The sequence below is a fragment of the Cryobacterium sp. TMT2-17-1 genome, from assembly GCF_004402765.1.
GTDB lineage: Bacteria > Actinomycetota > Actinomycetes > Actinomycetales > Microbacteriaceae > Cryobacterium > Cryobacterium sandaracinum.
The window spans coordinates 26,045-38,918 of the sequence record NZ_SOGC01000012.1; the positions used below are offsets into that span (position 1 = coordinate 26,045).

11 protein-coding genes and 2 pseudogenes are annotated in these 12,874 nt (G+C 67.6%); 8 read left to right on the top strand and 5 right to left on the bottom strand.

What is annotated here, in order from left to right:
* Positions 1 to 16 precede the first annotated feature (16 nt).
* Genes atpD through E3O47_RS03235 form a run of 4 tightly spaced genes read left to right on the top strand, consistent with a single transcriptional unit; the run spans position 17 to position 3,550 of the window.
* Positions 17 to 1,480 (top strand): F0F1 ATP synthase subunit beta, encoded by a 1,464-nt coding sequence (gene atpD / locus E3O47_RS03220; protein WP_104099706.1) that lies wholly within the window; start codon positions 17 to 19, stop codon positions 1,478 to 1,480.
* 2 nt (positions 1,481 to 1,482) lie between these two features.
* On the top strand, positions 1,483 to 1,749 hold the full coding sequence (locus E3O47_RS03225; RefSeq protein WP_104099707.1) for a F0F1 ATP synthase subunit epsilon: 267 nt from the start codon (positions 1,483 to 1,485) through the stop codon (positions 1,747 to 1,749).
* Between the two features lie 5 nt (positions 1,750 to 1,754).
* The gene (locus E3O47_RS03230; protein WP_134343227.1) at positions 1,755 to 2,525 is read left to right on the top strand and encodes a peroxide stress protein YaaA; all 771 of its coding nucleotides are present in this window, start codon (positions 1,755 to 1,757) and stop codon (positions 2,523 to 2,525) included.
* Positions 2,526 to 2,569: 44 nt separating this feature from the next.
* Positions 2,570 to 3,550 carry a malate dehydrogenase gene (locus tag E3O47_RS03235; RefSeq protein WP_134419490.1) on the top strand — a complete coding sequence of 327 codons (981 nt, stop codon included), beginning with the start codon at positions 2,570 to 2,572 and terminating at the stop codon, positions 3,548 to 3,550.
* Positions 3,551 to 3,940: 390 nt separating this feature from the next.
* On the opposite strand, the gene E3O47_RS03240 is transcribed toward E3O47_RS03235, so the two are convergent.
* From E3O47_RS03240 to E3O47_RS03250, 3 genes are all read right to left on the bottom strand, one after another.
* Positions 3,941 to 4,561: a DNA-3-methyladenine glycosylase I gene (locus E3O47_RS03240; RefSeq protein ID WP_134419487.1), complete on the bottom strand. Its 621-nt coding sequence runs from the start codon at positions 4,559 to 4,561 to the stop codon at positions 3,941 to 3,943.
* Positions 4,558 to 5,058 carry a methylated-DNA--[protein]-cysteine S-methyltransferase gene (locus E3O47_RS03245; RefSeq protein WP_134373546.1) on the bottom strand — a complete coding sequence of 167 codons (501 nt, stop codon included), beginning with the start codon at positions 5,056 to 5,058 and terminating at the stop codon, positions 4,558 to 4,560. Before E3O47_RS03245 ends, E3O47_RS03240 begins: the two co-directional genes overlap by 4 nt.
* A gap of 96 nt (positions 5,059 to 5,154) precedes the next feature.
* Entirely contained in the window at positions 5,155 to 6,273 is a 1,119-nt protein-coding gene (locus tag E3O47_RS03250; protein ID WP_166785310.1) for a N(5)-(carboxyethyl)ornithine synthase, read from the bottom strand.
* Positions 6,274 to 6,356: 83 nt separating this feature from the next.
* Here E3O47_RS03250 and E3O47_RS03255 point away from each other — a divergent pair, with 83 nt between their 5' ends.
* The 4 genes and pseudogenes from E3O47_RS03255 to E3O47_RS03270 form a co-directional block, all read left to right on the top strand.
* Positions 6,357 to 7,319, top strand: a complete 963-nt coding sequence (locus E3O47_RS03255; RefSeq protein ID WP_134419488.1) for an aldo/keto reductase — start codon at positions 6,357 to 6,359, stop codon at positions 7,317 to 7,319.
* Between the two features lie 70 nt (positions 7,320 to 7,389).
* Positions 7,390 to 7,980, top strand: a complete 591-nt coding sequence (locus E3O47_RS03260) for a TetR/AcrR family transcriptional regulator (RefSeq protein WP_104099714.1) — start codon at positions 7,390 to 7,392, stop codon at positions 7,978 to 7,980.
* Between the two features lie 8 nt (positions 7,981 to 7,988).
* Positions 7,989 to 9,572, top strand: a pseudogene (locus E3O47_RS03265) (ABC transporter ATP-binding protein); the annotation flags it as partial.
* Positions 9,571 to 10,677, top strand: a pseudogene (locus E3O47_RS03270) (ABC transporter ATP-binding protein); the annotation flags it as partial. The pseudogenes E3O47_RS03265 and E3O47_RS03270, both read left to right, overlap by 2 nt.
* Before the next feature lie 88 nt (positions 10,678 to 10,765).
* Here E3O47_RS03270 and E3O47_RS03275 read toward each other — a convergent pair.
* Together E3O47_RS03275 and E3O47_RS03280 are read right to left on the bottom strand one after the other, a co-directional pair.
* The gene (locus E3O47_RS03275; RefSeq protein WP_104099715.1) at positions 10,766 to 11,158 is read right to left on the bottom strand and encodes a TraR/DksA C4-type zinc finger protein; all 393 of its coding nucleotides are present in this window, start codon (positions 11,156 to 11,158) and stop codon (positions 10,766 to 10,768) included.
* Positions 11,159 to 11,341: 183 nt separating this feature from the next.
* Positions 11,342 to 12,829 carry a molybdopterin-dependent oxidoreductase gene (locus E3O47_RS03280; RefSeq protein WP_134419491.1) on the bottom strand — a complete coding sequence of 496 codons (1,488 nt, stop codon included), beginning with the start codon at positions 12,827 to 12,829 and terminating at the stop codon, positions 11,342 to 11,344.
* Positions 12,830 to 12,874 lie beyond the last annotated feature (45 nt).

A 12,874-nucleotide genomic window follows, 5' to 3' on the forward strand; every position in this document is an offset into this window, starting at 1 on the left:
CAGAGAAGAGAGAGCTATGACTGACACCGCAACCGCGCCAGTCCATGCACCGGTCGAGACCGTGGCCGTGGGCCGGATCGCCCGGGTCACGGGCCCGGTCGTCGACATCGAGTTCCCGCACGACTCGATTCCGGGCATGTACAACGCACTGAAGACCACCATCGTCATCGGTGATGTGTCGACCGTGATCACGCTCGAGGTTGCCCAGCACTTGGGCGACGACCTCATTCGCGCCATCGCGCTGAACCCGACCGACGGTCTGGTTCGTGGCCAGGAGGTCCGGGACACCGGCTCGCCCATCACGGTTCCCGTCGGGGACGTTACCAAGGGGCGCGTGTTCAACGCCATTGGCGAGGTGCTCAATGCGGAGCCCGGCGAGAAGATCGAAATCACTGAGCGCTGGCCCATCCACCGCAAGCCACCGCCCTTCGACCAGCTGGAATCCAAGACGCAGCTGTTCGAGACCGGCATCAAGGTCATTGACCTGCTCACCCCGTACGTCTTGGGTGGAAAGATTGGCCTGTTCGGTGGTGCCGGCGTCGGCAAGACCGTTTTGATCCAGGAAATGATCCAGCGTGTCGCGCAGGACCACGGTGGAGTGTCCGTGTTCGCCGGTGTCGGTGAGCGCACCCGTGAGGGCAACGATCTCATCCACGAGATGGAAGAGGCGGGCGTCTTCGACAAGACCGCCCTCGTGTTCGGCCAGATGGACGAGCCGCCGGGGACGCGTCTGCGCGTCGCCCTCTCCGCGCTCACCATGGCCGAGTACTTCCGCGATGTTGCCAAGCAGGATGTGTTGCTCTTCATCGACAACATCTTCCGGTTCACTCAGGCTGGCTCTGAGGTGTCGACCCTTTTGGGCCGTATGCCCAGCGCTGTGGGCTACCAGCCGACCCTGGCCGACGAGATGGGCATCCTGCAGGAGCGCATCACGTCGACCCGTGGCCACTCGATCACGTCGCTCCAGGCCATCTACGTGCCTGCTGACGACTACACCGACCCGGCCCCGGCGACCACGTTCGCCCACCTCGACGCCACCACCGAGCTGTCGCGTGAGATCGCTTCGAAGGGCCTCTACCCGGCCGTCGACCCGCTCACCTCGAGCAGCCGTATCCTCGACCCCCGCTACCTGGGTGCCGATCACTACAACACGGCCGTTCGCGTTAAGGCGATTCTGCAGAAGAACAAGGAACTGCAGGAGATCATCGCGATCCTCGGTGTCGACGAGCTTTCCGAGGAAGACAAGGTCACCGTCTCCCGCGCACGCCGCATCCAGCAGTTCCTGTCGCAGAACACCTACATGGCCAAAAAGTTCACGGGCGTCGAGGGGTCCACGGTATCGCTTAAGGACACCATCGAATCCTTTACGGCGATTGCCAATGGTGACTTCGACCACGTGGCCGAGCAGGCTTTCTTCAACGTCGGAGGCATCGCCGACGTCGAAGAGAAGTGGGCGAAAATCCAGAAGGAGAACGACTAGTCATGGCCGATTCTTCGCTCAAGGTCAGCGTCGTCGGGGCGGACCACGAGGTGTGGTCCGGCGAGGCGAGCATGGTTGTCGCCCGCACCGTCGAAGGCCAGATCGGAATCCTCCCCGGGCACGAGCCCATGCTGGCCATCCTGGCCAGCGGTGAGGTGCGCGTGACCCTGAGCGGCGGCGAGAAAATCGTCGCCGAGGCGGCGGACGGCTTCCTGTCGGTCGCCAACGATGTGGTCACGATCGTCGCTCGCAAGGCAGAACTCGTTTAGTCAGTGTGCTGATCCTTCTGCCGCCGTCCGAGACGAAACGTCACGGGGGCATCGAATTACCGCTTGACCTGCAGAGCCTCACGTACCCGTCGCTTGGACCCAAGCGGCGGGTACTTGTGCGTGCGCTGCAGTCGCTTGCGAAGCATCCGGATGCGATGATGTCGGCCCTAAGACTGGGTCGCACGCAGTCCGCGGAGGTGGAGCGCAATCGCGTGCTGTCCTCCGCCGCCACAATGCCGGCCATCGACCGGTACACCGGCGTCGTCTATGACGCCCTCGACGCCGCCAGCCTCTCCCCGCTGGAACGCGACTGGGCAGGCCGGAACGTCCTCGTGCATTCCGCCCTGTTCGGGCCGGTCGGCGCTCTCGATCTCCTCCCGGCCTACCGGCTGTCCTGCGATTCCAGGCTGCCGGAGCTGCCTCTGAAGAAGCACTGGGCGGGCGCTGTGGGTTGCGTTCTGGCGGGGTCAGCGGGGCTCCTGCTGGATCTCCGCTCGAACGGGTACGTGGCGCTCGGCCCCGCGCCGGTACGGCCCGACGCGGTGTTTCTGCGCGTGGTCACGGAGACGGCGGACGGCCAGACGCGAGCCGTGAACCACTTCAACAAGACGGCCAAGGGGAACTTCACCCGGGCTCTGATCCGGCACGGTCGGTCCTTCGACACCGCCGTAGAGCTGCTCGACTGGGCACCGGGGGCAGGCTTCGATTTGCGCCCGGGAGCGGTCCGGGAACTGAATCTCGTCGTCGCCGCCGAGGTTGCCGCAACCCGAGGCTGACGCGGGCACATTCCGGCCCTAGGCTGGCTTTCGTGTCCACACCAATGAATGTCACCGTCACCGGCGCCGGCGGACAGATCGGCTATTCGCTGCTCTTCCGGATCGCGTCCGGAGACCTCCTCGGCCCGACCGTTCCCGTCAACCTGACCCTGATGGAGATCCCCTCGGGGCGCGCAGCAGCCGAGGGCACCGCCCTCGAACTGCAGGACTGCGCGTTCCCTCTCCTGCGCTCCGTGACGGTCACCGAAGACCCCGTGCGCGCCTTCGACGGCGTCAACATCGCCCTCCTGGTCGGATCCCGCCCTAGAGCCGTTGGAATGGAGCGCGTCGCGCTGCTCGAAAGCAACGGCCGCATCTTCGGTCCGGTGGGGGCCGCCCTCAACGCGGGCGCGGCATCCGACGTGCGCGTGCTGGTCGTGGGCAACCCCGTCAACACCAACGCCCTGGTGACGAGTGCCTTCGCCCCCGACATCCCCGCCGACCGGTTCACCGCCATGACGCGACTGGACCACAACCGCGGCATCGCTCAGCTAGCAAGCCGGCTGCAGGTGCACGTCGCCGAACTCGACGGTCTCACCATTTGGGGAAACCACTCCGCCAGCCAGTACCCGGATGTCTTCCACGCCACCGCCGGGGGATGTCCGGTCTCCGAGCTGGTGGCGCAGGACTGGCTCGTCGACGACTTCATCCCCCGGGTGGCGAACCGAGGCTACGAAATCATTCAGGCCCGCGGGGCATCGTCCGCGGCCTCCGCGGCCAGCGCAGCCATCGACCACGTTTACGACTGGGTCAACGGGACCGGTGAGCGGTGGACCTCGGCGGGCGTCAGCTCCGACGGCTCTTATGGCGTCCCGGAGGGGCTCGTATGTTCCTTCCCGGTTCGGGCTGTCGACGGCGGCTGGCAGATCGTGCCGGACCTGGCTATCAACGCGTTCTCGCGGGCGAGGATCGACGCGTCCGTCGCGGAGCTGATCGAGGAGCGCGAGGCCGTACGGGCACTCGGCCTGCTGCCGTCCCTCCGATAGACGCGCGAGTCCTGATGGCTGGGGGGCGATGAGGATTCGCGGATGGGGGCTTCGAAGCGGTTGTTTTCGATGCACACGTCGGAGAGCCGTGACCGCGAAAGGGAGGGGGATGAACGTGCGCTCCGACCGCCGTATGTTTGATTCCGAGGCCTCGCGGCGACTCCGTCGAATTGGTTCGACACCGGACACGGCGCTCCGCCCGTGATGAACGGCGTCCACACGGTGCAGTCAGGGCTGAAGTGCGGGCGCGACAGAACCAATCGTTCAGGACTTACTCGCCTCGAGGAGCACCTCACGCACAACAGCCCGTGGCCGTCAGGGCGGCGGTTGGCAGCGTGGCGGCTGACAGGGCGGCGATCGGCATAGCGTCAGCCGAAGGCGTTGTGGTGGTCAGGCGTCGTTCGACCGATGGCATCCGCTCAGGTGGTCGTCGACGAGGCCGGCCGACTGCATCAGGGCGTACATGGTGGTGGGGCCGACGAACGTGTAGCCCCGGGTGCGCAACTCCCGGCTCAGTGCCATCGATTGCATTGTGGTCGCCGGGACCTCGCCGAGCTCCCGCAGCCGGGGGCCGCGGGGTTCTGGCGCGAAGCTCCAGATCAGCTCGGTCAGGCTCTCGCCGAGGTCTCGGGTGACCCGGGCGTTCCGGATGGTGGCCTCGATCTTGCCGCGATGCCGGATGATGCTCGCATCCGCGAGGAGCCGGGCGACGTCGACGTCGTCCATCACGGCCACGCGGTCGACGTCGAAGTCGTAAAAGGCGGCCCGGAAGGCCGGCCGACGTCGCAGGATGGTGATCCAGGACAGGCCGGCCTGGAACCCCTCGAGGCACAGCTTCTCGAACAGCAGCCTCTCGTCCCGGAGCGGACGCCCCCACTCTTCGTCGTGGTAGCGCTGGTATTCGGGGTCGCCGCCGACCCAGCCGCAGCGGGTGAGCCCGTCATCGCCGAGCTTCAGTGAGGCGGATGTCGTGGCCTCGGCTGGCAGCGCGCTGGTCGCCGGGGTGCTCATGAGCGGTGCTCGATGCCCTCGTGGTCGAGGAGCCAGACCTTGGTGGGCACTCCGCTGCCACCGCTGTAGCCGGTGATGCGACGGTCGGCGGCGAGCACCCGGTGGCAGCCGATCAGGATCGGAACGGGGTTCGCCCCGACGGCGCCGCCCACGGCCCGGCCGGACCCCGGCTTGCCCAGCGATCGTCCCAGCTCGCCGTACGAGGTCGCCTCGCCGAAGCCGAGCTCGGACAGTCGCTGCCAGACGCCCTGCTGGAACGCAGTGCCCCCGCTCGGCGCCACGGGCAGGTCGAAAACCGTGCGGGTGCCGCCGAAGTACTCCGCCAATTGGCGCGCGGCCCGGTCGAGCAGGGGCGACGGGGCTTCCGGGGTCTCGTCGAGGGGCAGCTGTCCGTCGCGTTCGATGGAGAGGGAGAGGATGCGCTCGGCGTCACTCGTGAGTTCCAGCCGCCCAATGGGGCTGGGCAGCCGGATCAGGAAGGTTTCGATGGTCGTCATGCCTCGACTGTAGTCGGCGGCGCCCTGCGCACAGCGCGGGTTTCGGACCTGGCGTGGGAAGAGCGCCGGGCTGGGCTGGGGAGGAGCCGGCCGGCTTCAGGCGAGCCGGGTGTGGGGATACTCGGGGGAGCGGTGCTGGAATGCCAGGATGTCGGGATTCCGGATGATCCCCTCGTGGATCTCGATGGCCCGCCGAAGGGTCTCGTTGGCGGTCCAAGCGGCCTCGCCCGCAAGGACCTCGCGCAGGTACGGCAACAGCGCCTCGCTGATCTCCCAGGTGGCGGAGTTCCAGAGGTACGACGGGCTGTGGTCGACCGCGTAGTAGGTGACGTTGGTGCCGACCCGGAAGGTCGGTTCGTCGAACGTCGTCGATTTCGCCCAACTGAAACCCATGCCGGTGTCGCAGGACACGTCGATGATCAGCGACCCCGGGGCCACCATCGGGAGATCATCGTCGCTCAGGAAGATGAGCGGGGCATTTGGGTCCTGCAGCACGCAGTTCACGATGACGTCGTGGCCGGCGAGAAACTCGGGCAGTGGCACCCGTTCGTTTCCCGGCAGGGCGAAGTTCCCGTTCGTGCCGTCGCCGTGGTCGAGCTGCACGATCTGGGCGGAGTGGATCGGGGAGCTGACCGCGGTCACGTCGCGATTGGTCAGCACCGTGACATCGTAGACACCGAGTGCGTTGAGCGCCGTCACGGCGCCCCGGGCGGTGGCCCCGAAGCCGATCACCGCGGCACGCTGCTTGCGGCCGTAGTCACCCGTCGAACCGATCAGGGACAGGGCGTGCAGCACGGAGCAATACCCGGCGAGCTCGTTGTTCTTGTGCAGCACGTGCAGGTGGAACTCGCCGCCTCCGGTCCAGTGGTTCATCGCCTCGAACGCGATCAGGGTCAGCCGCTTGTCGATGGCAAGCTGGGTGAGTTTCTCATCCTGCACGCAGTGCGGCCAGCCCCAGAGCACCTGTCCGTCGCGCAGTGCCGCGACATCCGCCAACAGAGGCTTGGCGAGCAGGATGACGTCGCACTCCCGGATGAGGTCCGCGCGCGAGCAAAGCCCTCCCACGAGCGGGGCCAGCTGCTCGTCCGACACGCCGAACTGCTCTCCGTAGCCCCGCTCGAGAAACATTCGCTCCCGGAGGTCCGGATCGATCCGTTCGACATGTGACGGATGAATGGGCAAGCGCCGTTCATTCGGCTTACCGGAACGCGACATGACGCCGAGCGTGAAACGACTCACTGACACCCCTTTGTAGTTGAGTCCTGTTTAGCACAGGCCGGCGAGCCTAATGTGGAGGGATGGAGCAGATGGAGTACCGCAGACTGGGCAATTCGGGGCTCATGGTGTCCACGATCGGGTTGGGCTGCAACAACTTCGGACGCGCCGGAACCGCGACGGAGAGCCAGGCCGGAACCACCGCCGTCGTCAACGCGGCCGTCGACGCCGGGATCACCCTGTTGGACACGGCCGACATCTACGGCGCGGAACGCGGCCTCAGCGAGACCCTGATGGGTTGCGCGCTGCGGGGCAAGCGCGACCAGATCGTGCTCGCCTCGAAGTTCGGCATGGACATGAACGGTCGGAATGGACCCGACTGGGGCGCCCGCGCCTCACGTCGCTACATTCGACTGGCCGTCGAGGCGTCCCTCCGGCGCCTGCAGACCGACTGGATCGACCTCTACCAACTGCACCAGCCTGACCCGAACACCCCGATCGACGAGACCCTGCAGACCCTCGACGACCTCATCCGCGAGGGAAAGGTGCGCTATATCGGCCACTCCAACCTGGCCGGCTGGCAGATCGCCGAGGCGGAGTTCACCGCCCGGCTGACGGGGCATCCGCGGTTCGTTTCGGCGCAAAACGAGTACAGCCTGCTGGTGCGTGACGCCGAAGACGAGGTGCTGCCGGCCGTCAACGCCTACGGGCTCGGCTTCCTGCCGTTCTTCCCCCTCTACAACGGGCTTTTCACAGGCAAGTTCTCTCGTGCGGGCGGCCCCGCCGACAGCCGCATCATGATGGTCCGGCCGCACCTGGCCCGGAACGCGCCCTGGGACGTCATCGAAAAGTACGAAGCGTTCTGCGACCAGCGCGGCGTGACCATGCTCGCAGCCACTTTCGCCTGGCTGCTGGCCCAGCCGGGGCTCACCAGCATCATCGCCGGAGCAACCCGCCCGGAACAGATCCTGCAGAACGCCACCGAGGGCAGCGCGTGGAGGCCGTCGCCCGAGGACGTGGCCTGGATCTCGGACCTCTTCGCCTGAACCGTCCTCTCTGGAACCCGAACCCCGATTCCACTTTGTGAGTGAGCGCTCACTCATAAAAGCTGGGGGGATGTCCGTCAAACCTGCGCGCGCGAAAGCCCTGTCCGTCGAGGACCGGCAGTCGATGATCCTCGACGCGGTCACGCCGCTGCTGATCGAGCACGGCCAGACCGTCACCACTCGACAGATCGCCCAGTGCGCCGGGATCGCCGAGGGCACCATCTTCCGAGCCTTCGACAGCAAGGACAACCTGCTCCGGGCGGCCATGGACCGTCAGCTCGACCCCGAGCCGTTCCGTCTCGAACTTGCCGCGCTCGACCGTGAGCTCCCGCTCGAGGAACGGGTGCGCGCCATGGTCTCCCTGCTGCGCCGCCGCTTCGCGCAGGTCTTCGCGCTGATGACGGCGGTGGGCTCGATGGGCAGACCCCACACCCACGACGTCGCGCACGAGTTCACCGTGCTGCTCGCCGACGTGCTCGCGCCTGACCTCCTGCGCCTCACGGTTGCCCCGGAGCGTTCAGGGCAGGTCATCCGGATGATCGCGCTTGCGGCATCCGTGCCCCACATCACGGCCGGCCCCGACTTCGACGACGATGAGCTCACCGCCCTCATCCTCTACGGCATCATCGGCTTCCCGACGCCGCCGAACGCCCCCTGCTAGGAGATCCGATGCTCTGGAAACTGCTCGTGAAATACCTGCGGCCGTACCGGCGGCTGCTGGCAGCCGTCGTCGTGTTCCAGCTGGCCCAGTCGATCGCCTCGCTCTATCTGCCCACCCTCAACGCCGACATCATCGATGAGGGCATCGCCACGGGAGACACCGTGTACATCCTGCGCATCGGTGGTCTGATGCTGCTGATCACCCTGTTCCAGATCGTGTGCGCGATCGTCGCCGTCTTTTTCGGCGCGAAGGCCGCCATGGGGCTCGGACGCGACCTGCGCGGCGCTGTCTTCACCCGGGTCGGCGAGTTCTCCGAGCAGGAGGTCACCCGGTTCGGCGCCCCGTTGCTGATCACCCGGTCGACCAACGACGTGCAGCAGGTGCAGATGCTCGTGCTGATGACCGCCACCATGATGGTCACCGCACCGATCCTGTCCATCGGCGGCGTGATCATGGCCGTCCGGTAGGACGTGCAGCTATCCTGATTGATCGCCGTGAGCGTGCCCGTGCTGTTGATCGCGGTCGGGCTGATCATCGCGCGGATGGTGCCGCTGTTCCTCCTGATGCAGACCCGCATCGACACGGTGAACCGGGTGCTGCGGGAACAGCTCACGGGCATCCGCGTCATCCGGGCGTTCGTGCGCGAAGACGTCGAGTCCGTGCGGTTCGGCAAGGCGAACGTGGATGTCACCGACACCGCCCTTCAGGCCGGCCGCCTGATGGCCCTGATGTTCCCGGTCGTCATGCTCGTCCTGAACGTCTCCAGCGTGGCCGTGATCTGGTTCGGGGCGTTCCGGATCGAGGACGGGTCCATGCAGGTCGGCACCCTGGTTGCCTTCCTTAGCTACCTGATGCAGATCCTGATGGCCGTGATGATGGCCACGTTCATGGCCGTGATGATCCCGCGGGCGACCGTGTCGGCCGACCGGATCGGCGAAGTGCTCGAGACCGAGTCCAGCGTGCGCCCGCCGCGCCACCCCGTCGTCGACAGTATCGGCCGCGGAGAGGTGGAACTCGTGGACGTGGGCTTCGCCTACCCCGGCGCCGAGCAGCCGGTGCTCTCCGACGTGAGCTTTACCGTGCATCAGGGGCAGACCACCGCGATCATCGGCAGCACCGGATCGGGCAAGACCACCCTGGTCAACCTGCTGCCTCGCCTCTTCGACGCCACCAACGGCAGCGTGCGGGTCGACGGGGTGGACGTGCGCGAGCTCCACCCTGACCTGCTCTGGGGCAGCATCGGGCTGGTGCCGCAGAAGCCACATCTGTTCTCCGGCACCGTGCGCAGCAACCTGCTCTACGGCAAGCCCGACGCCACTGAGGCGGAACTCTGGGAGGCACTGACCATCGCGCAGGCCCGCGACCTCGTGGCGGAGATGCCGGACGGCCTCGATGCCCCGATCGCGCAGGGCGGCATGAATGTGTCCGGCGGGCAGCGGCAGCGCCTGGCCATTGCCCGGGCCCTGGTCAAACGGCCCGAACTCTATATCTTCGACGACTCGTTCTCCTCGCTCGACTTGGCGACGGATGCTCGGCTGCGCGAGGCACTGGCCGTCGGCACGGGTGGCGCCACCATGGTGATCGTCGCCCAACCGCCTCCCGCTGCGCTACTTCGACACGGTGCAGCGAGGCGAGGTGCTCAGCCGGGTCACCAACGACGTGGACAACGTCTCACAGAGCCTGCAGCAGTCGCTGAGCCAGGCCGTCACCTCTCTGCTCACCGTGGTGGGCGTCATCGTGATGATGTTCCTGCTCTCGCCTCTCCTGGCCCTGATCGCCCTGGTCACAGTGCCGCTGACCCTGGTCACGACCGTCCTGATCGCCCAGCGCTCGCAGAAGTTGTTCGTCGCCCAGTGGACCCACACCGGGGAGCTGAACGGCCAGATCGAGGAGACCTTCACCGGCCACGCCCTGGTCAAGGTGTTCGGCCGCCAGAAGGAGGTCGAGCAACGCTTTTGGGCCAAGAACGACGAGCTCTACGAGGCCAGCTTCGGCGCCCAGTTCGTCAGCGGCCTGATCATGCCGGCGATGACATTCATCGGCAACCTCGTCTACGTCGGGATCGCCGTCGTCGGCGGCCTCCAGGTGGCATCCGGGGCCATGCAGCTCGGCGATGTGCAGGCGTTCATCCAGTATTCCCGCCAATTCACCCACCCGCTGGCCCAACTCGGGTCGATGGCGAACCTGTTGCAGTCCGGCGTCGCCTCCGCCGAGCGGGTCTTCACCCTGCTCGACGCCGATGAGCAGAGCCCCGACCCGGAGCGCGCCGAGGCACCCACGACCGCCCACGGCCGGCTGGTCTTCGAGAACGCCTCGTTCCGCTACACGGCGGACAAGCCGCTGATCGACAGCCTCAGCCTGGTGGCCGAGCCCGGCCAGACCGTGGCCATCGTGGGCCCCACCGGGGCAGGCAAGACCACCCTGGTGAACCTGATGATGCGCTTCCACGAGCTCGACGCCGGCCGGATCACGCTCGATGGCGTGGACGGGCGCCGAATGACCCGCGACGACCTGCGTGGACGTATGGGCATGGTGCTGCAGGACACCTGGCTGTTTGGCGGCACGATCCGCGACAACATCGCCTACGTGCGTCCAGATGCCACGGAGAAGGAGATCCTGGACGAGGCGACCAGCTCCGTCGACACGCGCACCGAGGTGCTCGTGCAGAAAGCGATGCGCGCCCTCCGCGCCGTCCGGAACGAATTCGACGGAGATTTTGCCCAAAGCGGCCCTAGAATGACCAAAAACCGCTCTGGAGACCAGAATCTCCGTCGAATTGGTTCAGTCAGGCCCGGCGGTGCGCCTCCAACTCGCGCGCGCAGTCGATGCACAGCTCCGCGGACGGCCGGGCCCCGAGTCGTTCCCGGCCGATCGGTTCGCCCCGGCGGGTGCAGAACCCGTAGCTGCCGTCCACGATGCGCGCCAAGGCCTGGTCGATCGCCGCAGACTGCGCCGCCAGGTCGCTGTGCACACCCGAGATGCGCGACCACTCCATGGTCAGGGTGGGTCCTTCGGGGTCGTGCTCGTCGTCGGCGGTGCCGGTGTTTCTGGCCTTGATCACACCGTCGAGGGTGGTGCCGATCCGGCCGAGCGTGATGTCGAGGTCGCGGCGCTGATGGCGGAGCAGCTTCTCGAAGTGCCGCAGGTCGGCGGGGGTCAGTTTCGTCCGGGTGGGCATGGGCGTCTACTCCGCTGCCGGGGGGCGACGTGAGCCGCCGGCGCGCACTGTCGATCCGTCATTCCGGTGCATGATTCCCGTCCTCTCAAGCTGGGCACGGCAATGCGCCGGCACGCTGCGTGGTTCTCGCTGTTGAAGATACGCCCGCGCCGGCCGGCTGCCGCGGGACTGCGAGGGGTCGCTTCAGGCGACCGTGACCGGGATATCGTGCAGGCCGGTGGCCCCATCGGGGATCACGTCCCGGCGCACGGAAGTCTGCACCAGGCCCGCGGCATCCGTCGCCCGCACCCGCAGGGTGTGCCGCCCGGCCGATGCCGGCCAGACCCAGCTCCACTGGCGCCAAGTGTCGGCCGAGATCGCGTCGGCCAGGGTCGCGTCGTTCCAGGCTCCGTCGTCAACTTGCACCTGCACGCCGCGGATGCCCACGTACTGCGACCAAGCCACACCCGCCACGATCACCGGTCCGGCCGCGACGTCGGCGTTCCGGCTCGGCACATCGATCCGGGAGGAGAGCTTGACCGGTCCTCGGGCGGTCCAGCCGCGCGTCGTCCAATAGGCGGCCTCCCGGTCGAAGCGGGTCACGTTCAACTCGACCACCCATTTCGTGGCCGACACGTAACCGTAGAGCCCGGGCACGACCATGCGCACCGGGTAGCCGTGCTCGAGGGGGAGCGGCTCCCCGTTCATCCCCACCGCGAGGATCGCATTGCGGTCGTCGGTGAGAACCTCCAGCGGGGTGCCCGCGGTCCAGCCGTCCTCGCTGCGGGAGAGCACCATGTCGGCCCCGGCGAGAGGCCGGGCCCGCGCCAGCAACAGGCGGATCGGGTAGCCCAGCCAGGTCGCGTTGCCGATCAGGTCGCCGCCGACGGCGTTAGAGACGCAGGCGAGAGTGGTCGTGCTCTCCTCGAGGGGCAGGGCGAGGAGCTCGGCGAAGTCGATCTCGATCTCCCTCTCGACCATCCCGGTGACCGTCAGCGTCCAGGTTCCCGGGTCGATCCGGGGCACCTGCAGGGCGGTGTCGATGCGGTAGAAGTCGGCGTTCGGGGTGATCAGCGGAGTGAGGCCGGGGAGGTCCAGAGCGGCACCGTCTGGGATCGGGGCACCGGGAACGGCCGCGGCCGGCAGTGTGAAGCGCGCGCGCGCCGCATCCGTCGCCCGGATACCGGCCGAGATCAGCTGCCCGCCGGCCGCGGCGAGCACGCCCAGGCCGGCGCTGGCCCCGGCCCAGACCAGGAACCGACGGCGGTCCGGAGCGGATGCCTCGGCGCCTCCGGGCGTGCGGCGCAGCTGGGCGACCATCACCGTGAGGAGCACGGCCGAAACGACCATCGCCAGCACTGCGGGCATCGCGTCGAGGGCGGCGGTGTTCTCCCGGGACAGCACCGCGAAGACGGCCAGCGCGCCGGCCAGGGCCACGAGGACCCGGCCGATCGGCGCCCGCCGGAACTCCAGCACCCCGGCGGCGGCGGCCAGCACCACGGCACCGAGCGCGACGCAGAACACCAGTACGACCTTGTCGGCCGTGCCGAACAGGGCGATGACGAGTTCCTTCAACCAGACCGGGGCACGGTCGATGACCAGCGCGCCGACGGCGAAGATCGGGCTGCCCACCGGGGCGAGCAGGGCGGCCGTCAGCTCGGCCGCGCCGAGGCCGGCCAGGGCGGCGGCCACGCCGGCCGTCGCGGGCCGCCCGAGCCTTGCCGGGGCCGATCGGGC

Excerpts from the sequence above, each read along its gene's own strand:
- atpD (WP_104099706.1), top strand. The coding sequence starts at position 17 with ATGACTGACACCGCAACCGCGCCAGTCCATGCACCGGTCGAGACCGTG.
- E3O47_RS03225 (WP_104099707.1), top strand. The coding sequence starts at position 1,483 with ATGGCCGATTCTTCGCTCAAGGTCAGCGTCGTCGGGGCGGACCACGAG.
- E3O47_RS03235 (WP_134419490.1), top strand. The coding sequence starts at position 2,570 with ATGAATGTCACCGTCACCGGCGCCGGCGGACAGATCGGCTATTCGCTG.
- E3O47_RS03240 (WP_134419487.1), bottom strand. The coding sequence starts at position 4,561 with ATGAGCACCCCGGCGACCAGCGCGCTGCCAGCCGAGGCCACGACATCC.
- E3O47_RS03245 (WP_134373546.1), bottom strand. The coding sequence starts at position 5,058 with ATGACGACCATCGAAACCTTCCTGATCCGGCTGCCCAGCCCCATTGGG.
- E3O47_RS03250 (WP_166785310.1), bottom strand. The coding sequence starts at position 6,273 with ATGTCGCGTTCCGGTAAGCCGAATGAACGGCGCTTGCCCATTCATCCG.
- E3O47_RS03255 (WP_134419488.1), top strand. The coding sequence starts at position 6,357 with ATGGAGCAGATGGAGTACCGCAGACTGGGCAATTCGGGGCTCATGGTG.
- E3O47_RS03260 (WP_104099714.1), top strand. The coding sequence starts at position 7,390 with ATGTCCGTCAAACCTGCGCGCGCGAAAGCCCTGTCCGTCGAGGACCGG.
- E3O47_RS03275 (WP_104099715.1), bottom strand. The coding sequence starts at position 11,158 with ATGCCCACCCGGACGAAACTGACCCCCGCCGACCTGCGGCACTTCGAG.